This window comes from Acidimicrobiales bacterium (genome assembly GCA_035630295.1).
Lineage (GTDB): Bacteria > Actinomycetota > Acidimicrobiia > Acidimicrobiales > Iamiaceae > Iamia.
The window spans coordinates 37,509-58,485 of sequence record DASQKY010000005.1; the positions used below are offsets into that span (position 1 = coordinate 37,509).

Sequence of the window (20,977 nt, forward strand, 5' to 3'; positions counted from 1 at the left end):
GAACTAGAACGTGTTCTCGTTTCGCCCTAGGGTGCGGCCATGGGAGATCTCGGTTTCTGGAGGCTGGCGGAGGCGGATCCGACCTGGCTGGCGCTGGTCGACCCCGACGGCGGCGAGCACACCGCCGGCGACCTGCTGGCCCGGGCCAACCAGGCGGCCCACGCCCTGCGCGACCTGGGCCTGGAGGCCGGCGACACCCTGGCCGTGCTGCTGCCCAACGGGGTCGAGCTGATCGAGCTGTTCCTGGCCGCCCTCCAGGTGGGCGTGCGCATCACGCCCGTCAACTTCCACCTGGTGGGCCCCGAGGTGGCCTACATCGTGGGTGACAGCGAGGCCAAGGCCTTCGTGGCCCACGAGCGCTTCGCCCCCGCGGCCCGCGCCGCGGCGGCCGAGGCCGGCGTCCCGGCCCGGGCCCTGTTCGCGGTGGGGTCCGTCGAGGGCTTCCTGCCCTACGACGACCTGTTCGCCGGGCACCCCACCACCGCTCCCGAGGGTCGCACCACGGGGGCGGCCATGCACTACACCTCCGGCACCACCGGGCGGCCCAAGGGGGTGCGCCGGGCCCTGGCCCCCATCGGCCCCGACGACATGGCCGAGCTGATGTCGTACCTGCCCAACCTGTTCGGCATCGGGCCCCACGACGGCCACGTGCACCTCACCGTGTCGCCGCTCTACCACACCGCGGTGCTGATGTGGACGGGCAACGCCCTGGCCCTGGGCCACACCGTCGTCCTCGTGGACAAGTGGGGGGCCGAGGACATGCTGCGGCTGATCGAGGCCCACCGGGTGACCTACAGCCACATGGTGCCCACCCAGTTCGTGCGCCTGCTCGACCTGCCGGAGGAGGTGCGGGCCCGCTACGACGTGTCGTCGCTGCGCAACATGGTCCACGGCGCCGCCCCCTGCCCCCCCGAGGTCAAGCGCCACATGATCGAGTGGTGGGGCGACACCATCCAGGAGTACTACGCGGCCACCGAGGGCGGGGGCACGGTCATCGGGGCCACCGACTGGCTGGCCCACCCCGGCTCGGTGGGCACGGCCTGGCCCGGGGGCGAGGTCCGCATCTACGACGACGACGGGAACCGGCTGGGCCCCGGCCAGGTCGGCACCGTGTACATGTCGCTGATGGCCGACTTCGAGTACAAGGGCGACGAGGCCAAGACCCGGGCCAACCGCATCGAGAACTTCTTCACCGTGGGAGACCTGGGCGAGGTGGACGCCGAGGGCTACCTGTACCTCCGGGACCGCAAGAGCGACATGATCATCTCGGGCGGCGTCAACGTCTACCCGGCCGAGATCGAGGGCGAGCTCATCACCCACCCCAAGGTGGCCGACGTGGCCGTCTTCGGCATCCCCCACCCCGACTGGGGCGAGGAGATCAAGGCCGTGGTCGAGACGCCCGAGGGGGTGGAGGGCACGCCCGAGGTCGAGGCCGAGATCCTGGCCTGGGCGGCCACCCGCATGGCCCGGTTCAAGCTGCCCCGCTCGGTGGACTTCACCGACGCGCTGCCCCGGGAGCCCAACGGCAAGCTGCTCAAGCGCAAGCTGCGCGACCCCTACTGGGCCGACCGGGAGAGCCGCATCTAGTCGAACTGCGGGTCCTCGTGGCGGGTCCGCTTGAGCTCGAAGAAGTGGGGGAAGCCGGCCAGCAGCACGGCGCCGTCCCACATCTTGCCGGCCTCCTCGCCCCGGGGGATGCGGCTGAGCACCGGGCCGAAGAAGGCCACGCCGTTGACGTGGATGGTCGGGGTGCCGACGTCGTCGCCCACCGCGTCCATGCCGGCGTGGTGGCTGGCCCGCAGCGGCTGGTCCAGGCTCCCGTCGTCGAAGGCGTCGTTGAGCTCGGCCGGCAGGCCCACCTCCTCCAGGGCCGCCCGCACCACCTCGGGCAGGTCGTCGTGGCCCTCCCCCCGGTCGTGGATGCGGGTCCCGGTCGCGGTGTAGTAGGCGGCCAGCGCCTCCTGGCCGTGCTGCTGCTCGACGGCGACGGCCACCCGCACCGGGCCCCAGGCCCGCGTCATCATCTCCTGGTACTGCTCGGACAGGTCGCGGCCCTCGTTGAGCACGGCCAGGCTCATGACGTGGAAGGTGACGTCGATGTCCCGGATCTGCTCGGCCTCCAGGATCCACCGGGAGGTGATCCAGCACCACGGGCACAGCGGATCGAACCAGAAGTCGACGGCGTCGCGGTCGGGCATGGGGGCTCCTCTCGGGGCCGGGCCCTCGGCGGGGGCCCGGTGCGGCGGGCCCACGTCTACCGCCTCCGGCGCCCACTCCCACCCGGCGTGTGACCGATCGGGCCGATCCGCCCCTTTCTCCCGGGTGTGGACGAAGCTGGCGGCGCCATGACCGAGGACCGGGCCCAGCCCGGCGACGCCCCCACCGCGGAGCCTGACCCGACCGCCGAGGCCGCCTTCGACGCCTTCGTGGCCGAGGTCGAGGGCCGGGTCCGCCGGGCCCTGGTCCCGGTGGCCGGGGCCGAGGCGGCCCGGGACGCCACCGCCGATGCCCTGGTCCACGCCTGGCGCCACTGGCCCCGGGTCCGGGCCATGGCCAACCCGGCCGGCTACGTCTACACGGTGGCCCGCAGCCGGGTCCGGCTGCCGGATCGCCCGGTCGACGCGCTGCCCGCGGGCCTGGCCGACCCGGCCGCCGCCCCCGAGGTCGAGCCCCGCCTGGCCGCGCTGCTGGCCGCCCTGCCCGAGCGCCAGCGTGTCGCCCTCTACCTGCTCCACGGCTGCGGCTGGCCCACCCCCGAGGTGGCCGACCTGCTCGGCGTGTCGGTGTCGACGGTCCGCAACCACGTGGCCCGAGCCCTGGAGCGCCTCCGCCGGGAGTTGGGCGTGGACGCCCCTCCCCCCTCCCCACCGAAGGACGGTGAGCAGCCGTGAGCGACGAGATCGACGACGCGCTCCGGCGCTGGGCCCGGGCCACCGACCCGGCGGCCGACCCCCTGACCGGCGAGGAGGTCCGGGACGCCGCCGGCACCCGGTCCGGGCCGGACCGCCCCCGGGCCTGGCTGGCGGCCGCCGCCGTGGTGGCCGCCCTGGCCCTGGCCGGTGGCGCCCTGTGGGCCACCACCCGGAGCGGCGACGACCCCGGCCGGGTCACCACCGCCACCGACCCCCAGCCCTCGCCGCCCGTCCCCGCCGGGGAGCTGGTGGCCACCCAGGTGGTGGTGGTGGCCCCGGACCTCGGCCTGGAGGGGACGGTGCTCCACCAGGTGGGCCTGGAGCCGGACTGCGGGGCCGATCCCGGCGACGGGTGCGGAGAGCACCTGCCGTCGGCCACCGCCCGCCCCCTTCCGGTCGGCACGTCGTTGGCCTGGGCCGAGCCCCTGCCGGTCGGTTCCTCATGGCTCCTCAGCTACGCCCGCTGGGAGTGCCCGCCGCTCCCGGACGAAGCTCCCCTGGGGGCCAGCCCCGGCTCCCGGCGGGGCGGGGCTTGCGGCCGGATCACCCCGGAGGGCCGTCCCGACGGTGACGGTGACGGCCGAGCTGACCAGGACCCCTTCCTGCTGGCCGACTGCGGGATCACCTTCACCGTCGGCCCCCGGCCCGGCCGGGTGGTCCTGCGGATCACCGTCGACGGCGAGGGCGAGCCGACCTGCGCCCTGGCCCCCGGCGACCCCCCGCCGCTGACCGTGCCCCCCGCCTTCACCCTGCGCGACGAGCTGCCCTGGTCGTGCGGGACCGGGGCCTGGGACGTCGGCTGGTTCGCGGGCCCGTCCGACCCCGACGCGGCCGAGGCCGCGATGGCCTGCCTGGTGGAGGCGGCGCAACAGCGCACGGCCGCGGAGCTGCCCACCGCCGAGCTCCAGGCCAACGACGCCGTCCGCCGAGCCTGGTGGCGGGTCGCCCGAGGGGCCGAGGGCACCACCGTGGACATCGTCCGGGGGCCGGCGGGCCCCGAGGGCCCGTGGTCGGTCCAGCGGTGCACCGGCGTCGAGCGGCCCTTCGAGCAGCTCCAGGGGACGGGGTGCCAGCGGGAGGTGCCCATGAGCCTGGACCTCCCCCCGCTGGACGCCCCGTCCCCCGCCCTGCCCACCGACCCCGACCCCGGGGGCGAGCCGTTCGACCTCGTGGTCGAGGCCGGGGACCTGCCCTCCGGGGAGGAGGGCAGCGCCCACCGGGTGGCCGTGGTGGTGGACGGCCAGGTGGTGGCCAGCGGGCAGGTCGCCTCGTTCCAGTCCACCCTGGTGGCCCGGGACGTCGACGGGCCGCTGTCGAAGGTGGAGCTGCACTGGGAGCGCTACGACTGCCCGGGTTCCTGCCCCCCGGTGGACGCCGACGGCGTCCCGTTCCCCATGCCCGCCCCCGACCACACCTGCACGGCCACGGTGGAGGACCTGGCCCCGGGGGGGACGGTGGTGTTGACCCTGGACGGCGACGGGTGCCGGGCCACGGCCACCGCGCCACCGCCCCCGCTGACCGTCCCCCCGGCCTGGTCGCTGCGTGAGGCCCTGCCCATGGCGTGCGGGGTCGACCTGGCCGCCACCCTGTCGACGCCGGGCCACCCCGCCCGGCCCGACACCTCCGAGGGGCCCCGCACCTGCCTGCTCCAGGCCCACCGGGCCGGCCAGGAGGTCGAGCTGGTCAGCACCGAGCGGGGCGGGGCGGGGCGCGCCGTGGTGTGGCGGGTGGGGCCCGACGGGGTGGAGCTGACCTGGCCCGCCCCCCTCGCCGACGAGCCGGCCATCCCCTGGATGACCCAGTCCTGCACCGGCCTGGCCGAGGCCCCGGCCGGGGAGTGGATCCGGGCCACGGGGTGCGGCCCGCAGGAGGTCATGTCCACCGACCGGCCGTGAGCACCGGCGTTGGCAGGGGCCGCCGGCTGCGCTAGGCAGGGGCGATGCTGCGCACCATCCAGGGAACCCCCGTCCCCGCCGTCGGCTTCGGCACGTGGGAGCTGGTCGGCGACGACACCTTCCCGGGGGTCATGGCCGCCCTGGAGCTGGGCTACCGCCACGTCGACACGGCCCAGGTCTACGAGAACGAGGCCGAGGTGGGCCGGGCCCTGGCCGACTCCGGCCTCGACCGGGACGAGATCTTCCTGACCACCAAGGTGTGGAACGACCGCCTGACCCCGGACGGCATCCGGGAGTCCACCCGGGAGAGCCTGGAGAAGCTGCGCACCGACCACGTCGACCTGCTGCTGGTGCACTGGCCCGTGCGCCTGGACGACCTGGAGGCCAACCTGGCCGCCTTCGTGGAGCTGCAGGAGGCCGGGGCCACCAGCCACATCGGCGTCTCCAACTTCACGCCCGCCATGCTGGACCGGGCCCTGGAGATCGCCCCCCTGTTCGCCCTCCAGGTCGAGCACCACGCCTACCTGGCCCAGCCCCGGCTGCTGGAGATGTGCGCCCGGCACGACCTGCTGTTCACCGCCTACTCGCCCCTGGCCCGGGGCCAGCTCCTGAAGGACCCGGCGGTGGTGGCCATCGCCCGGGAGCGGGATGCCACCCCGGCCCAGGTCCTGCTGCGTTGGATCCTGGACGAGGACGAGCACACCGCGGTGATCCCCAAGGCCACGGCCCGGGAGCGCATCGCCGAGAACCTGGCCGCGGCCGACGTCGAGCTCACCCCGGGCGACCACGACGTGCTGGCCGCCCTGGACCGGGACCTGCGCACCGTCGACCCCGACTGGGCGCCGACCTGGTCCCGTTGACCGGAGCCCGGCTCAGGAGCGGGCGCCCAGGCCCTGGGACGCCAGGTAGCTGACCAGGCCGGCCGGGTTGCGGCTCTGCATCAGCACCTCGCCGGGGCCCACGAACTCGAACACGAAGCCCTCGCCCGACTTGGCCGACTGGATCAGGCCCCCGGCCGCGGCCCGCCGGAGCTGGTACTGGACGCTGGCGTGAGCGGCCACGAAGTGCCCGCTGTCGATGACGATGGCCTGCCCGGCCCCCAGGGTGACGCGGTCGACGGCGCCGAAGGCGGCCACCACCAGGAGCCCCTCACCGGCGGCCTGGACCAGGAAGGCGCCCTCCCCGCCGGCGAACATCCTGATCCCGGTGAACTGGGTGTCGATGGTGACCGACGGCGCCGAGCCCAGGAACGCCCCCTTGGACAGCAGCCAGGGCTGCCCGGCCTCGAGGGGCAGGACGGCCAGGTCCCCGGGGAGGTTGGCGGCCAGGTCCACCCAGCCGCCGCCGGGGCCGGCGGTGAGGGTGGTGACGAAGAACGACTCGCCCCCCAGCGCGGCCCGCTTGAGCGACTTCATGACCCCGCCCTGGGCCCGGGCCTCGATGTGGGTGTCGGCGGCCATGGCCATCATGGCCCCCGACTCGGCCCGGACCTGCTCCTGGGGGCCGAGCAGGAAGCGGGCCACCGAGAAGCTGGGCTGGTGGCGGATCTGGACGTCCATGGGTGTCCTTGGTGTCCTTGGGGCCGACGGGTCAGGCGTACTGGTCGAGGAGCAGGTGGGTGGCGTTGCCGATCTCCCGACCCACGTCGTCGGTGCCCGACCAGCCGTTGACCCAGCCCAGCAGGGCGCCGTACCAGACGAAGTTGAGCACCCGGGCCAGGTCGGCCTTCACCGCCGGGTCGAGGTCGTCGGGCATGGCCCGGTCGATGACCCGGGCCATGGAGGCGGCCACGTCGCCCTGGCACGACGCCGCCCCCTTGTCGGGGGAGGAGATGGCCAGGATGACCGCCTCGGTGAGCTTGGGCTGGCGCTTCATGGCCTCGGTGGCCCGGCCCAGCACGTCGCCCACCCGGTCCGCCGGGGTGGTCCCCCGGGGGGGCCGCTGGGCCACCCGGCGCTCCAGGTCGCCGGTCCAGGTGACGAGGGCGGCGGCCAGCAGGTGGTCCTTGGACGAGAAGTAGCGGTAGATGGTGCCCAGGGCCACCTCGGAGCGGGCGGCCACGGCCCGCATCTGCACGGCCTCGTAGCCCCCGTCGGCCCCCAGCTCCAGGGCGGCCCGGATCACCCGCTCCCGGCGGGCGGCCTGGGTGGGGGTGAGTGTCGAAGGGTCGGCTCCCGAGGGGGCGGCGCTGTCCATCCTGGGTCGCACGCTACCGGCGGGCGGCCAGCAGGTCGCGGAAGGGCACGTCGTCCACCGCCGGCTCCCGGGGCAGGCCCAGGACCCGTTCGCCGATGATGCCGCGCTGCACCTCGTTGGACCCGCCGGCGATGCCGATGGCCGGGGCGTGCAGGAAGCGGGCCTGCCAGTCGCCGCCGCCGGGACCGGCGCCGGCTCGCATGCCGTCCGGTCCCAGCGTCTCCAGGGCCGCGGCCCCGAGGCGCCGCAGGTACTCGGCCGCGAACAGCTTCATGATCGAGGTCTCGGGGCCGGGCTGGCGGCCCTGGCTGAGGGCGGTCTGGAGCCGGTAGCCGTGGTAGCCCTGGATCCGCTGGCGGATCCAGCAGTCGACCAGCTTCTGGCGCAGCACCGGGTCGTCGGCCCGGCCCAGCTCGGTGGCCAGCGCGCAGAGGGCGGCGGCGTCCGAGGCCCGGTTGCCCCCGGCGATGAGGCCCCGCTCGTTGGCCAGGGTGGTGGCGGTGACGGCCCAGCCGCCGTGGACCTGGCCCAGCACGTTGTCGTGGGGGACGAGCACGCCGTCCAGGAAGACCTCGCTGAAGTGGCTCGACCCCGTCATCTGCCGGAGGGGCCGGATGTCGATGCCCGGCGTCCGCATGTCGAGCAGGAAGTAGGTGATGCCCTTGCGCTTGGTGGCCTCGGGGTCGGTGCGGGCCAGGAGGATGCCCCAGTCCGACACCTCGGCCGACGAGGTCCACACCTTCTGGCCGTCCACCACCCACTGGTCGCCGTCCCGGACGGCCCGGGTCCGCAGCGAGGCCAGGTCGCTGCCGGCCTCGGGCTCGCTGAAGAGCTGGCACCAGATCTCCTCGCCCCGGAGCATGGGCCGGCAGAAGCGCTCCTTCTGGGCCTCGGTGCCGTGGCGGAGGATGGTGGGGCCGGCCATGCCGATGCCCACCGCGAAGGGGCCGACGGTGACGCCGTAGCGCCCCATCTCCTGGTTCCAGATCATGGCCTGAGCCGCGGTGCCGCCCCGGCCCCCGTAGGCCCGGGGCCAGGTGATGCCGGCCCAGCCGTGGTCGAACAGGGTGCGCTGCCAGCCCCGGGCCCGGGCCACGTGGGTGGCCACGTCCGCGGTGCCCTCCAGGAAGCCGCCGGAGAAGTCCTCGGGGCTGCCCCGGGCCGGGGCGTGGGCCTCCAGCCAGGCCCGGGCCTCGGCCCGGAAGGCGGCCTCGTCCGGCGTGTCGTCGAAGTCCACGGCGGCCCAGAGTAGAACAAGTTCTAGTTTCGGGCCGCCGGCGTGGCGGTCGGCGGGCCGCCGGTCGGCCGGGCGCCGGGGCGGCCATCCGTGGGAGGCTGGCCGGGATCGCCCGGCCACCGACGGAGAAGGGGCACCCATGGAACGGCTGACGGGACTGGACGCCGCCTTCCTGTACCTGGAGACGCCGACCCACCACATGCACGTGGCCATGACCATGGTGCTGGACCCGTCGACCATGCCGGGCGGCTACTCGTTCCAGGGCATCAAGGACTTCATCGCCAGTCGCACCGACCGCATCCCCCCGTTCCGCCGCCGGCTGGTGTCGGTGCCCCTCAACCTCCACCACCCGGTGTGGGTCGAGGACCCCGAGTTCGACATCGACCACCACATCCGCCGCATCGGTGCCCCCTCCCCCGGGGGGCGGCGGGAGCTGGGCGAGATGGCGGCCCAGATCGCCAGCGTCCCCCTGGACCGGTCCCGGCCCCTGTGGGAGATGTGGGTGGTCGAGGGGCTGAAGCAGGACCGCATCGCCGTGGTGTCCAAGGTCCACCACTGCGCCATCGACGGCGCCAGCGGGGCCGAGCTGATGGTGCACCTGTTCGACCTCGACCCGGCCGAGGCGGTGGTGGCCGGGCCTCCGCCCGACCTGCCGTCCGAGCGCATCCCCTCCGACGCCGAGCTCATCGGCCACGCCCTGACCTCCAAGGTGCGGCGCACCATGGGCCTGGCTCCGCTGCTGAGCCAGACCGCGGGCAGCATCAGGCGGGTGGTGCAGGGCCGCCGCGACCCGGAGGCGGGGGTGGGCGCCGTGCCCCTCACGGCCCCCCGGGTGCCGTGGAACGGCCCCACCTCGGGGCGGCGGGACGTCGGCTTCGCCCGGGTGTCCCTGGGCACGGTCAAGGAGGTGAAGGGCACCCTGGGCTGCACCGTCAACGACGTGGTGCTGGCCCTGTGCGCCGGCACCCTGCGCCGGTACCTGGAGGCCCACGACGCCCTGCCCGACGAGCCCCTGGTGGCGGTGTGCCCGGTGTCGGTGCGCACCGCGGACGACGCGCCCGGGTCGAACAAGGTGTCGGCCCTGTTCACGTCGCTGGCCACCCAGCTCGACGACCCGGTCGAGCGCCTGGAGGCCATCCGGGCCACGACCCGGGGGGCCAAGGAGGAGCACAACGCGGTGGGGGCCACCATGCTCCAGGACTGGGCCGAGTTCGCCGGCCCCAACGTGTTCAACCTGGCGTCGCGGCTCTACTCGAGCATGAACCTGGCCAACGCCCACCGGCCCATCCACAACGTGATCGTCTCCAACGTGCCCGGGCCCCCGTTCCCCCTCTACTTCGCCGGCGCCGAGACGGTGGCCGCCTACCCGATGGGGCCGGTGATGGAGGGCTGCGGGCTGAACATCACCGTGTTCAGCTACCTCGACTCCATCGACATCGGCTTCATGGTCGACCGGGAGCTGGTGCCCGACGTGTGGGCCATGGCCGAGGCGGTGGCGCCGGCGCTCGACGAGCTGGTGGCGGCGGCGGGCCGGCCGGGGGCGGCGGCCGCCTCCTGAGCTCCTGGTCCGGGCGGCGTGGCCGGATCGGCGGCGTGGCCGGATCGGCGGCGTGGCCGGACTGGCCCCGGCCTCAGGCGGCCAGCAGCACGGCGACCAGGATGCCCACGCCCAGCAGGAGCAGGCCGGTGCCGATCCAGCCCACGACGACCCCGGCCAGGGCCAGGCCCCGCCCCCCGTCGCCGCTCTCGGCGATGCGGCGCAGCGACATGTGTCCCATGACCGCCCCGACCGGGCAGGCCAGCACGGTGACGCCGCAGCCGAGGGCCAGCACCAGGCCGACGGCGGAGGTGACCAGGGCGGCGATGGCCAGCGAGTCGGTCCGCCGGGGCGGCACGTAGGCCGCCGGGGCCGACCACTGGCCGTACCCCTGAGCGGCCCCGTAGCCCTGGGCCGCACCGTGGCCCTGGTCGGTGCCGAACCCTTGGGCCGCGCCGTACCCCTGAGCACCGCCGTACCCCTGGGCGCCGCCGGGCCCCTGGGCGCCGAAGCCCCCGGCCGTGCCGTACCCCTGGGTGCCGTACCCCTGGGTGCCGTCCTCCTGGGTGCCGCCTCCCTGAGCACCGGAGCCCGGGGGGTGGCCGACGCTGGGGGCGCTGGGGGCGCCGGGCGCGGAGGGCGGCCAGGGCGACCCGGTCCCCGCCGGGGCCGGGGCCGGCGTGGGGAAGGGTCCGGTCACGGGGCCGACCGGGCCGTCGCCGCCGGCCGGCGGGGCGCCGGGGCCGGCGACCACGGGCGCGTCGGGCTGCTGGCCGGCGAAGGCGCTGAAGCTGTCCCCGGGGGGCACGCCGAAGGCGCCGGGGGCGTAGCCCGGCACCTCCTCGACCCGGGTGGGGTCCTCGCCGGCGGCTCCCGGTGGGGGCGTCGCCGGGGCCCCGTCCGGGGCGGTGGCGCCGGGGGGCGGTGGGGCGTCGCCGCGGCCCGCCTCGTCGATGTCCACCGCGCCACCGCAGTAGGGGCAGGTGAGGTCGTGCTCGCCCACCGGGCTCGCGCAGAGCATGCACCTGGCCATGGGTCCTCCGCGCCGCGGTCGACTGACGGCGGGCAGGCTACCCGCCCCCACCGAGCCGCCGACCCGGCTCTCTAGAACACGTTCTATTTCGGTCTGCTACACAGGGACGATGGCGTTCAACATCGCGGACCTCTTCGAGCGCACCGTCGACGCCGTGGGCGACCGGACCGCCCTCATCGTCGGCGACGACCGGCTCACCTTCGCCCAGGTCGAGGAGCGGGCCAACCGCCTGGCCCACCACCTGGCCGCCCAGGGTGTCGGCCCGGGTGACCACGTGGGCATCCACGGCCAGAACTCCACCGAGTGGATGGTGGCCATGATGGCCGCCTTCAAGCTCCGGGCCGTCCCCGTCAACATCAACTTCCGCTACGTGGCCGACGAGCTGGCCTACCTGTACGCCAACGCCGACCTGGTGGCCCTGGTCCACGACGTGGCCTACGCGCCCCGGGTGGCGGCGGTGGCGCCGGAGGTGCCCCACCTCCGCCACTTCGTGGCCGTGCCCGGGCCGCCCGACGCCGAGTCGGAGGCCGCGGCCGCCGATCCCGAGGTGCGGGCCGCCTTGGCCGACCTGGGGTCGGTGCCGGTGGCCGACGCCCTGGCCGCCGGGTCGCCCGACCGGGACTTCGGGCCCCGCTCCCCGGACGACCACTACGTGCTCTACACGGGGGGCACCACCGGCATGCCCAAGGGCGTGGTGTGGCGCCACGAGGACGTCTTCTACGCCCTGGGCGGCGGGGTCGACGCCTACACCCAGGAGCGGGCCACGTCCGACACCCAGCTGGCCGAGAAGGCGGCCGCGGCGGAGGTCCCGCTGGTCAGCGTGTCGATCCCGCCGCTGATGCACGGCGCGGCCCAGTGGTCGACCCTGCGCTTCTGGTTCGAGGGCGGCACGGTGGTGTTCGTGCCCCGCTTCTCCCCCGCCGCGGTGTGGGAGACGATCGAGCGGGAGCGGTGCAACGTGGCGCTCATCACCGGCGACGCCATGGGCCGTCCTCTCATCGAGGAGCTGGAACGGGACCCGTCCCGCTACGACCTGTCGTCCCTCATCACCATCTCGTCGAGCGCCGCGGTGTTCTCGCCCACGGTCAAGGACCGCTTCATCGAGCTGCTGCCCCACACGCTCATCATCGACGCCATCGGCTCCAGCGAGAGCGGCCACAACGGCATGGTCGTGCTCCAGAAGGGCGCCACCGCGATGAAGGGCGGCGGCCCGTCGGTGGCGCCGGGGCGCGACGCCACGGTGCTCGACGACGACCTGCGCCCCGTGGAGCCGGGCTCGGGGGTGATCGGCCGCCTGGCCCGGGGGGGCAACATCCCGCTCGGCTACCACAAGGACGAGGCCAAGACGGCGGCCACGTTCCTCACCGGCGCCGACGGGCGGCGCTACGTGGTGCCGGGCGACTTCGCCACCATCGAGGCCGACGGCTCCATCACCCTGCTGGGCCGGGGGTCGGTGTGCATCAACTCGGGCGGCGAGAAGATCTTCCCGGAGGAGGTGGAGGCCACCTTGAAGGCCCACCCCAAGGTGTTCGACGTGCTGGTGGTGGGCGTGCCCGACGAGCGGTGGGGCTCGCGGGTGGCGGCCGTGGTGGAGCCCCGGGACGCGGATGACCCGCCGGCCCTGGACGAGTTGGACGAGCACTGCCGGCCCCGCATCGCCGGCTACAAGGTGCCCCGCCAGCTCACCCTGGTCGAGCGCATCGTCCGCTCCCCCGCCGGCAAGGCCGACTACCCGTGGGCCCAGCGCGTGGTCCAGGACCCGGACGGCGTGTGACCGGCGACGTGCGGTTCAAGGAGCTCTGCCTGGCCGCGCACGACCCCCAGCGGGTGGCCCGCTTCTGGGCCGAAGTGCTGGGCCTGGAGGCCCGGCCGCACCCTCGTCCCGGGGTGGTGGGCCTGTGGCGGGACGACGGGCCGGTCCTGTGGGTCAACCCCGCCGACGACGACAAGGTCGAGAAGAACCGCGTCCACCCGGACCTGCTGGTGACCTCGACGGAGCGCCTGGTGGAGCTGGGGGCCCGGGCGGTGGCCGAGCACGAGGGGTGGACGGTGATGGCCGACCCCGAGGGCAACGAGCTGTGCGCCTTCCCCGCCCCCGAGCCCCCGCGCCCGGGCGACCCGCCCGCCCTCCTGTTCGCCCTGTGCGTCGACAGCGCCGAGCCCGAGCTCCTGGCCGCCTGGTGGGCGGAGCGCACCGGGGCCGACGTCGGCCCCGGCCCGGACCGGGCCCCCCGGTGGCTCCACGCCGTGCCCGGCCTGGGCGGCGTGATCTGGAAGTTCGTCCGGGTCGACGACGAGCGCCGGTCCGAGAACCGCCTGCACTGGGACGTGGAGGCCGACGTTGAGGTCCTCGTCGCCGCGGGCGCCACCGTGGCCCGCCGCCCCGACGACGAGATCGACTGGACCGTCCTGCACGACCCCCAGGGCAACGTCTTCTGCGCCTTCGACCCGGCCTGAGGGCAAGCCGCCGGACGCATCCCGCGATCCCTCCGCAGCTCGGCTCGTCACTCGCCGGTGAAGACGGGGGGGCGCTTCTCGGCGAAGGCCCGGGGGCCCTCCTTGGCGTCCTTGGTCTGGAAGATGATGGGCTCGCCGATGGTCAGCTCGTGGGCCAGCCCGTCGGCCTCGCTCATGGCTGCCGTCTCCCGCATGGAGCGCAGGACCGCCTTGACGGCCAGGGGCCCGTTGGCCGCGACCATGTCGGCCAGCTCCCGGGCCCTGGCCAGGGCCTGGCCGTCGGGGACGACGTGGCCGACCAGGCCGATCGCCTTGGCCTCGGCCGCGCTGACGAGCCGGCCGGTGAGAAGGAGGTCGGCGGCGTCGGTGTAGGGGATCTGCCGCTGCAGGCGCACCGTCGAGCCGCCCAGGGGGAACAGGCCCCGGCGCACCTCGGCCACCCCGAGCTGGGCGCCCTCCCCCGCCACCCGGATCTCGGTGGCTTGGAGGATCTCCATGCCCCCAGCCACGCACCAGCCCTCGACCGCGGCCACGATGGGCTTGGAGGGGCGTGAGTGGCGGAGCAGGGCCCGCCAGTGCATGTCCGGGTCCTCGGCCCAGCGGGCCTGGACCTCCTCGCTCATGCCGGTGGCCAGGGCTTTGAGGTCCATGCCGGAGCAGAAGCACCCGTCGGCCCCGGTGAGGATGCCGACCCGGAGCGCCGGGTCCTCGTCCAGCTGCTTCCAGGCGTCGGCGGCCCGGATGAGCATGTCGGGGCTGAAGGCGTTGCGGGCCTCGGGCCGGTTCAGGGTCACGGTCATCACCGGCCCGTCCACGTCGACGAGCAGGTCGGGCGAGGCGTCGTCACTCATGGGCCGAGCCTAGGCCCGCAGCTAGAACACGTTTCACTTTCTGGCGCCCCCCGGTCAGCTCTCCAGGGGCTCGGCCCGGAGGGGCTCGGTGTGGCGGCGAGGGGCGGGGCCGGCGCCGTCGGTCCCGGCGGCACCGGCCACGGGCGGGGGCACGGAGGACGATGAGGACGGCGACGCTGCGCCGTTGGTGAGGGCGGACTCGATGCGGCCCAGGGCCTCGATGGTGCGGTCGGTCTGGACCTGGTGCTCGTAGACGATGCGGGCCAGCCAGTAGCGGAACAGGCGGGCCAGGGAGAACCGGGTGATGAGGGCCGCACCGACCACGACGAGGCCCAGGCCGCCGGCGCCCCCGGAGATGGCGTAGGGGATCTGGACCGCGGGGTCGGTGGTGCCCGAGGCTCCGAACCACCCGGCCCCCACCAGGACCAGGCCGAGGACCACCAGGACGGCGCCGGCCCGCAGGAGCAGGGCCTCCCGGTCGGCGTTGGGCTCGGGGACGTGCACCTCCTGGACCCGGGCGGCGAAGCCGTCGGCGGCGTCAGTGGTCGGGGGGTCGGTCATGAGGACGCTCCCAGGTAGGCATCGGACAGCTCGGACTCGATCTCGGACGGTGACCCCACCGAGGTGATCCGGCCGTGGGACATGATGGCGGCCACGTCGGCCACGCTCAGGACGGTGCGGGCGAACTGCTCCACCACCAGCACCGACACGCCGTGGCGGGTGATGCGCCGCACCTGCCGGTAGAGCTCGTCCACCACCATGGGGGCCAGGCCCATGGACAGCTCGTCGAGGAGCAGCACCGCCGGGTCGGTGACCAGGGCCCGGGCCAGGGAGAGCATCTGCTGCTCGCCGCCGGAGAGGGTGCCGGCCACCTGGTCGCGCCGGGCGCCGAGCTTGGGGAAGAGGTCGTAGGTCCGCTCCTCCACCTCGGCCAGGGCCACGCCCCGGTAGGTGGCCATGCGCAGGTTCTCGCGGACGGTGAGCGACCGGAACACGCCCCGGCCCTCGGGCACGGTGCACAGGCCGGCCCCGGCCAGGCTGGCGGCCGAGGCGCCGGTGACGGTGCGCCCGGCCACCACGACCTCGCCGGCGGTGGGGGCCATCTGGCCGCTGGCCACGGCCAGGGTGGTGGTCTTGCCGGCGCCGTTGGGGCCCAGCAGGGCCACCACCGCCCCCCGGGGGACGACCAGGTCGACCCCGTGGAGGACCTCGATCTTGCCGTAGGCGGCGGTGATGCCCCGCAGCTCCAGCACGGGCGGCGCGGTCACGGCACCTCCCCCACGGGCGCCGCCCCCAGGTAGGCGTCGACCACTCGCCGGTCGGCCTGGACCTCTGCCGGGGTGCCGTGGGCCAGCACCCGACCCAGGTCCAGCACGTAGACGGTGGCGGCCAGGCGCATCACCAGGGGCACGTCGTGCTCGACCAGGAGGACGGCGAGGCCCCGGCCGGCCAGCTCCTCCAGCAGGGTGGCGAAGCGCTCGGTCTCGGTCTCGTCGAGGCCGGAGGCCGGTTCGTCGAGGAGCAGGAGACGGGGCCGGGTGCCCAGGGCCCGGGCCAGCTCGACCAGGCGGGCCAGCCCGGTGGGCAGCTCCTCGGCCCGGGTGGCGGCCACCTCGGCCAGACCCAGGTGCTCGAGCAGGAGGGCGGCCTCGTCCACCGCCGAGAGCCCGGCGGGATCCCCGTCGACGGCCACGGCCGGGGCTCGGCCGGCGCCCCCCTGGCGGCGGCACAGCTCGCAGGCCAGCAGGACGTTCTCGGCCACCGACAGGGAGCCGAACAGCTCCAGGCGCTGGAACGTACGGCCCATGCCCAGCCGGGCCCGGCGGTGGGCGGAGAGGCCGCTGATGTCGGTGCCGTCCCACAGGACCAGCCCGGCGCTGGGGCGTTGGAGGCCGGTGACCACGTTGAAGGCCGTGGTCTTGCCGGCCCCGTTGGGCCCGATGAGCCCGGTGACCTCCCCGGGCGGGACGCTGAGGCTGGTGTCGGCGACGGCGACGTTGCCGCCGAAGCGCACCGTCACCGAGCGCAGCTCCAGCAGGGGGCTGCTCACCGCCGCCCCCAGCTCAGGCCGAGCACGTGGTCGAGGTGGGCGGCGTCGGCGGCGGTGACGGGCCCGGCGGCCACCATGGCCTCGGGCCCCCGGGGCCGGGCCGGGCCCGATCCGTCGGCCGATCCGTCCACCGCTTCGTCGGTCGCCCGGCGGCGGCCGTCGCGGACCCGGGCGAGGGCCTCGACCACCTCGGCGGTGCCGTCGGCGGCCTGGCGCACGGCCCCCTCCGGGGTGCGGGCCAGGCCGATGCCGGCCAGCCCAGGGGCCAGGTTCATGACGTGCTTCAACCACGACACCTTGGCCCCGAGCAGGGGCATGCCCACGAACAGCACCGCCCCGAACAGGGCGCCGGCCACCGACGTGACGCCCCCGATGACCGCCACCAGGACGAGGGGCAGGCCTCCGAGGGCCCCGCCCTCCAGGAGGGCGTAGTCGGAGCGACCCACGTTGCTGGAGCTCCACATGGCCAGCAGCCCGCCGCCCAGGCCGGCGATGGCCGAGGCCAGGGCGAAGACCTGGAGCTTGGTGGCGGTGAGGTCCAGGCCCAGGGTGGCGCAGGCCGCCGGGGAGTCCTTCATGGCCGCCAGGCGGCGGCCGAAGGGGCCGTTGCGGATGAGCGTGAGCCCCAGGGCGACCAGGGCGAAGGCCACGGCCAGGGCCACGAAGAAGGCGGTGTCGCTGCCCAGGCCGGGCAGCCGGCGGGCGTCGGCCCGGTCGGTGGCGAAGGGGGCGAAGGCCGCGATGACGGTGTCGTTGCCGTAGACCACGGTCTCCATCAGCAGGGCGAAGGCCATGGTGGTGAGGGCCAGGTACAGGCTGCGCATGCGCAGGGCGGGCAGGGCCACCAGGGCGCCGACGGCGGCGCACACCACCACGCCCAGGATCAGCCCCCCCACCGGCCCCACCTTCCAGATGGCCACCGCGGCCAGGCCCGACAGGCCGAGCTGGGCCAGCGACACCTGGCCCGCCCAGCCGGTGAGCAGCACCAGGGACAGCATGACGATGCCCAGGGCCAGGCCCTTGCCCAGGTTCAACCGGGTGGTGACGGTGAACAGCTCGAGCTGGCCGATGGCCAGGCAGGCCACCACCAGGCCACCCATCCAGGTGGCCACGGTGCGCAGCGACGGCCGCGGCACCCGGAACCCGAGGCTCTCGGAGCGCAGGGCGCTGCGGTCGTCCCGCAGCACGATCAGGACGACCAGCAGCATGAGCACCGGCACCGCCGAGGACAGCGTGCCCAGGGAGTCGCTGAACCCGCCGGCCCAGCCCCGCACCTCGGCCAGGGCCAGGAGCTGCTCGACCTCGGCCAGGATCAGGGCGCCGAGGAAGGTGAGGGGCAGGCTGCGCAACCGCCCGACCATGGCCGCGGCGTAGGCCTGGACCACCAGCAGGGTCAGGGCGATGGCGGTGAACTGGGACAGGCTGGGGGCGATGAGGATGCCGGCCAGGCCGGCCAGGGAGCAGCCCAGCATCCACGCCACCGATGAGACCCGGTCGGGCTCGGCCCCGTTGAGGGCGGTCAGCTCCCGGCTGTCGACCACGGCCCGCATGGCGGTGCCCAGCCGGGTGCCGAACAGCAGGGCCCGCAGCCCGAAGGCCACGGCCACGGCTACCGCCAGGGCCAGGGCCCGGTGGTAGGTGACGTTCACGTCGAAGAGCGAGAAGCTCTCCCCGGCGAAGAACTCGGGGATGCGCCGGCTGTCGTCCTGGGGCCAGACGATGCCGGCCCCCTGCACCAGGGCGAACAGGAGCCCGATGGTGGCCACGATGGTGGCGATGGTCGACGCCCCGGCCAGGCGGCGCATGAGAGCCCAGTCCAGGAGCAGGCCGATGGCGGGGGCCACGACGAGCAGGCACAGCACCAGGGCCAGGGGGACGGGCAGCCCCCACTGGCTCTCGGCGGTCATCTGCCAGTAGGCGAAGGCCACCACCATCCCGATGGCTCCGTGGGCGAAGTTGAAGACGCCGGAGGTGGTGTAGGTGACGACCAGGCCGCTGGCGGCGATGGCGTAGATGGCCGCCGACTGCAGGGCGAAGATGACGAGGTACTGGAGGATCTCCTGCATCGCCCCCCGGTCCTACCCCTCGTAGGCCTGTTCCGACTCGACCACGCCGGCCGGGTCGCACTCGAAGCCCTCGTCGGGGAACTCGCGGGCGAACTCGCCGTCGGTGACCCGCAGGTAGAGGAAGCACTCGTTGTGGGTGCCGGCCCCCGGGTCGGTGGCCATCTGGAGCCCGCCGCCGTCCCACTCGTGGATGCCCTCCAGGGCGGCCACCAGGGACTCGCGGGTGACGTCGCCGCCCAGGGAGGCGGCGGCCGTGGCCCACAGGAACCCGGCGCTGAAGGCCTGCACGCCGAGGGTGCTGACCTTGTCGTCGCCGGCGCCCACCTCCTCCAGGTAGCGGCGGTAGAGGCCGAGCATCGGGGTGATGTCGGTCTCGGCGAAGGGCACCGTGTTGGTGAGCACGTAGGCGCCCTCGCTGACCGCCTCCTCGGCCACGGCCGGGTCGTAGTACTGCTGGCCCAGGTCGATGACCTCGAGCTCGACGCCCTGGGTCTCCATCTCGCGCATGAGGGAGAGCGTCTCGGACGAGGCGCTGACCGCGGTGAAGTACTCGATGCCCTCGGACTTCATCTGCGAGATCAGCGGCCCGAAGTTGGTCTCGCCGAAGGGCAGGGCCACGTCGACCAGGAACTCGAAGCCGGCCTCGGCCTCGCAGTTGTCGCGGATCTGCTCGCCCCGGACGCTGGCCGCCGGCAGGTCGGTGTAGACGATGGCCGCCTTCTTCACCGCCTCGGGGTAGAGCTCGGCCATGTACTGGCAGGGGCCCACGTTGAAGAAGTGGGAGCGGGTGCCGGGGATGGGCTGGAAGAAGTCCGCGGACTCGGACCGGGCCGAGGTGGCCGAGTAGGCGGCCACCTCGGGCAGGCCGCAGGCCTCCCGGGTCTCGATGCCGAGCTGGTCCTGCACCGAGCCGCTGCCGACCAGGGCGAACAGGTCGTCGTCGCAGGCCTGCTTGGTCACATCGTCGGTGGCGGTGATCTGCGAGTCGTAGGTGACCAGCTCGATGGTCCGGCCGTTGATCCCGCCGGCGGCGTTGCAGAACTCCACGAACGCCTTGACCGCCTCCTCGATCCCCACCGTGGGCAACGGCACCGTGGGGTTGGCCTTGTCGGAGATCACGCCGATGCGGATGGCGTCGGCGGTGACCCCGGGGGTGTCGGCCGGCGGCTCGCCCTCGGCCGCCTCCCCGGAGCACGGGTTCTCCAGGTCGCCGAGCATGGTCGACTCGGGCGTCGGCACGGCGCCCGAGGGGGCCGCCTCGCCGTCGGTGGTGAACGAGCCCAACCCCGGGCTCTCGGTCTCGGCGCCGTCGTCGGCGCGCGAGCCGCACCCGGCCGCGGCCACCAGGGCCAGCGCCAGGAAGATGTGACGGGCCCGGTGGCCCCTGCGGTCGGTCCTCCTGGTCATGAGGCGGTCCCTTCGGTCGTCGTGCGCGCTGGGCGGGTGGGGAGCGGGAGGTGGGCTCGTGGCATGTCGCCTCCGGTGGGCCGGGGTGCCCCTGGTCACACTACATCTGACGGAGCGTCAGATGAGGAGGGCGGGCGGGAGGTTCGCCGCCGGGCCCGCCCGTCCTCCCCCGGCCCGGTCGGTGGCGACGCACGGTCAGGCCGCACCCACGATCCGTGCCCCGAGGGCGACGAGGTGGGGGTGGGCCGTGCCCAGGACGTGCTCGGCCGCCTTGGCCGCCCGGAAGAACCGGTGCAGCGGGTAGTCGGTGTCGACGCCGACGCCGCCGTGGACGTGCTGGGCGCCGTGGACGACCCGCTGGGCGCCCTCGGTGGCCCACACCTTGGCCACGGCCAGGGCCTCCTCGGCCGGGAGCCCCTCGTCCAGCAGCCAGGCGGCGTGGGTGCTGGTGAGGCGGATGGCCTCGGTGTCGATGTAGGCGTCGGCCAGGCGGTGGGCCACGGCCTGGAAGGTGGCGATCTTGGCCCCGAACTGCTCCCGCTCGGAGGTGTAGGCGGCGGCGAGCCGCAGGGCCGCCGCGCACGTCCCGGCCTGGCGGGCGCAGATGCCCGCCGTGCCCAGGGCGGTGATGGTGGCCGTGACCTCGGCCCCGTCCCCCACCGCCCCCACCACGTCGGCCCCGGCGACCCGGGCACCGTCCAGGACCAGGGTGGACAGGGGCTCCAGGTCGGTGCCGACCTGGAGCTCCCTCTCCGTACCGGCTCCCGCGACCTCGACCACGAACACCGTGCTGGCCCCCTCGCCGGTGGCCGCCGGCACCAGGGCCCGAACGTTCACCCCGGCGCCGGCCAGGTGGGCGGCGGGGACCACGTGCTTGACCCCGCGCAGGACCCACCCGTCGCCGTCGAGCGTGGCCGTGGTGGCCGGCACCGCCGGGGGCAGGGGCGAGCCGTCCTCCACCAGCGCCGCGGTCAGCACCAGGGAGCCGTCGGCCACCCGGGGCAGGAGGGCCGCCCGCAGGGCCTCGGAGCCGTGGCGGGCCACCGGCAGGGCCCCCAGGGTGAGGGTGGCCCACAGGGGGACCGGCGCCGCGGTGCGGCCCACCTCCTGGCACAGCAGGGCCGCCTCCAGCACGCCGTAGCCCCCGCCCCCGTCGGCTTCGGGCAGGCACAGCCCCAGCAGGTCGGCCTGGGCCAGCCGGGCCCACAGGACGGGGTCGAAGCGGTGGCCCCCGGCCTCGGCCGCGGCCAGGGCCTCGGGGGTGGTGGCGTCGCCCAGGATGCGGGCCGCCAGCTCCACCAGCGCGGCCTGGTCGTCGGAGAGGGTCAGGTCCACG

19 protein-coding genes are annotated in these 20,977 nt (G+C 74.9%); 7 read left to right on the forward strand and 12 right to left on the reverse strand.

The features are described from left to right. Nucleotides 1–39 precede the first annotated feature (39 nt). Complete coding sequence (locus VEW93_01440; GenBank protein HYI60449.1) at nucleotides 40–1,587, forward strand: acyl-CoA synthetase; 1,548 nt, start codon at nucleotides 40–42, stop codon at nucleotides 1,585–1,587. On the opposite strand, the gene VEW93_01445 is transcribed toward VEW93_01440, so the two are convergent. Next, nucleotides 1,584–2,198, reverse strand: a complete 615-nt coding sequence (locus VEW93_01445; protein HYI60450.1) for a DsbA family protein — start codon at nucleotides 2,196–2,198, stop codon at nucleotides 1,584–1,586. The two genes, VEW93_01440 and VEW93_01445, sit on opposite strands and share 4 nt — an antisense overlap. A gap of 147 nt (nucleotides 2,199–2,345) precedes the next feature. Between VEW93_01445 and VEW93_01450 the strand changes: the two genes are divergently transcribed. From VEW93_01450 to VEW93_01460, 3 genes are read left to right on the forward strand one after another with little or no spacing between them, the layout of a single operon-like run. Beyond that, nucleotides 2,346–2,891 (forward strand): sigma-70 family RNA polymerase sigma factor, encoded by a 546-nt coding sequence (locus VEW93_01450; protein ID HYI60451.1) that lies wholly within the window; start codon nucleotides 2,346–2,348, stop codon nucleotides 2,889–2,891. Then, the gene (locus VEW93_01455; protein ID HYI60452.1) at nucleotides 2,888–4,807 is read left to right on the forward strand and encodes a hypothetical protein; all 1,920 of its coding nucleotides are present in this window, start codon (nucleotides 2,888–2,890) and stop codon (nucleotides 4,805–4,807) included. The genes VEW93_01450 and VEW93_01455 overlap by 4 nt, the downstream gene beginning before the upstream one ends. 44 nt (nucleotides 4,808–4,851) lie before the next feature. Next, nucleotides 4,852–5,667: an aldo/keto reductase gene (locus VEW93_01460; GenBank protein HYI60453.1), complete on the forward strand. Its 816-nt coding sequence runs from the start codon at nucleotides 4,852–4,854 to the stop codon at nucleotides 5,665–5,667. Nucleotides 5,668–5,679: 12 nt separating this feature from the next. Here VEW93_01460 and VEW93_01465 read toward each other — a convergent pair whose 3' ends face one another. From VEW93_01465 to VEW93_01475, 3 genes are read right to left on the reverse strand one after another with little or no spacing between them, the layout of a single operon-like run. After that, nucleotides 5,680–6,366, reverse strand: a complete 687-nt coding sequence (locus tag VEW93_01465; GenBank protein HYI60454.1) for a TIGR00266 family protein — start codon at nucleotides 6,364–6,366, stop codon at nucleotides 5,680–5,682. Nucleotides 6,367–6,397: 31 nt separating this feature from the next. Then, nucleotides 6,398–7,003 carry a TetR family transcriptional regulator gene (locus VEW93_01470; GenBank protein HYI60455.1) on the reverse strand — a complete coding sequence of 202 codons (606 nt, stop codon included), beginning with the start codon at nucleotides 7,001–7,003 and terminating at the stop codon, nucleotides 6,398–6,400. A 13-nt stretch (nucleotides 7,004–7,016) separates the two neighbouring features. Then, on the reverse strand, nucleotides 7,017–8,240 hold the full coding sequence (locus tag VEW93_01475; GenBank protein ID HYI60456.1) for an acyl-CoA dehydrogenase family protein: 1,224 nt from the start codon (nucleotides 8,238–8,240) through the stop codon (nucleotides 7,017–7,019). Between the two features lie 139 nt (nucleotides 8,241–8,379). Here VEW93_01475 and VEW93_01480 point away from each other — a divergent pair, with 139 nt between their 5' ends. Further along, nucleotides 8,380–9,798 carry a wax ester/triacylglycerol synthase family O-acyltransferase gene (locus VEW93_01480; protein HYI60457.1) on the forward strand — a complete coding sequence of 473 codons (1,419 nt, stop codon included), beginning with the start codon at nucleotides 8,380–8,382 and terminating at the stop codon, nucleotides 9,796–9,798. 73 nt (nucleotides 9,799–9,871) lie between these two features. On the opposite strand, the gene VEW93_01485 is transcribed toward VEW93_01480, so the two are convergent. Further along, nucleotides 9,872–10,780, reverse strand: a complete 909-nt coding sequence (locus VEW93_01485; GenBank protein ID HYI60458.1) for a DUF4190 domain-containing protein — start codon at nucleotides 10,778–10,780, stop codon at nucleotides 9,872–9,874. 139 nt (nucleotides 10,781–10,919) lie between these two features. Between VEW93_01485 and VEW93_01490 the strand changes: the two genes are divergently transcribed. Both VEW93_01490 and VEW93_01495 read left to right on the forward strand, forming a co-directional pair. Further along, a complete protein-coding gene (locus VEW93_01490; GenBank protein HYI60459.1) occupies nucleotides 10,920–12,584 on the forward strand; it encodes an acyl-CoA synthetase in 1,665 nt (554 codons plus the stop codon). Further along, entirely contained in the window at nucleotides 12,581–13,267 is a 687-nt protein-coding gene (locus tag VEW93_01495) for a VOC family protein (GenBank protein HYI60460.1), read from the forward strand. The genes VEW93_01490 and VEW93_01495 overlap by 4 nt, the downstream gene beginning before the upstream one ends. A 47-nt stretch (nucleotides 13,268–13,314) precedes the next feature. On the opposite strand, the gene VEW93_01500 is transcribed toward VEW93_01495, so the two are convergent. The 7 genes from VEW93_01500 to VEW93_01530 all read right to left on the reverse strand — a co-directional run bounded on the left by VEW93_01500 (nucleotide 13,315) and on the right by VEW93_01530 (nucleotide 20,976). Then, a complete protein-coding gene (locus VEW93_01500) occupies nucleotides 13,315–14,118 on the reverse strand; it encodes a crotonase/enoyl-CoA hydratase family protein (protein ID HYI60461.1) in 804 nt (267 codons plus the stop codon). Between the two features lie 54 nt (nucleotides 14,119–14,172). Next, nucleotides 14,173–14,679: a hypothetical protein gene (locus tag VEW93_01505; protein ID HYI60462.1), complete on the reverse strand. Its 507-nt coding sequence runs from the start codon at nucleotides 14,677–14,679 to the stop codon at nucleotides 14,173–14,175. Next, nucleotides 14,676–15,386: an ABC transporter ATP-binding protein gene (locus VEW93_01510; GenBank protein ID HYI60463.1), complete on the reverse strand. Its 711-nt coding sequence runs from the start codon at nucleotides 15,384–15,386 to the stop codon at nucleotides 14,676–14,678. The genes VEW93_01505 and VEW93_01510 overlap by 4 nt, the downstream gene beginning before the upstream one ends. Then, nucleotides 15,383–16,168 carry an ABC transporter ATP-binding protein gene (locus VEW93_01515; GenBank protein ID HYI60464.1) on the reverse strand — a complete coding sequence of 262 codons (786 nt, stop codon included), beginning with the start codon at nucleotides 16,166–16,168 and terminating at the stop codon, nucleotides 15,383–15,385. The genes VEW93_01510 and VEW93_01515 overlap by 4 nt, the downstream gene beginning before the upstream one ends. Beyond that, nucleotides 16,165–18,234: an ABC transporter permease gene (locus tag VEW93_01520; GenBank protein HYI60465.1), complete on the reverse strand. Its 2,070-nt coding sequence runs from the start codon at nucleotides 18,232–18,234 to the stop codon at nucleotides 16,165–16,167. Before VEW93_01520 ends, VEW93_01515 begins: the two co-directional genes overlap by 4 nt. 12 nt (nucleotides 18,235–18,246) lie before the next feature. Then, nucleotides 18,247–19,641, reverse strand: coding sequence for an ABC transporter substrate-binding protein (locus VEW93_01525; GenBank protein HYI60466.1), 1,395 nt, complete (start codon nucleotides 19,639–19,641; stop codon nucleotides 18,247–18,249). Nucleotides 19,642–19,836: 195 nt separating this feature from the next. Next, nucleotides 19,837–20,976, reverse strand: a complete 1,140-nt coding sequence (locus tag VEW93_01530; GenBank protein ID HYI60467.1) for an acyl-CoA dehydrogenase family protein — start codon at nucleotides 20,974–20,976, stop codon at nucleotides 19,837–19,839. Nucleotide 20,977: the final 1 nt, after the last annotated feature.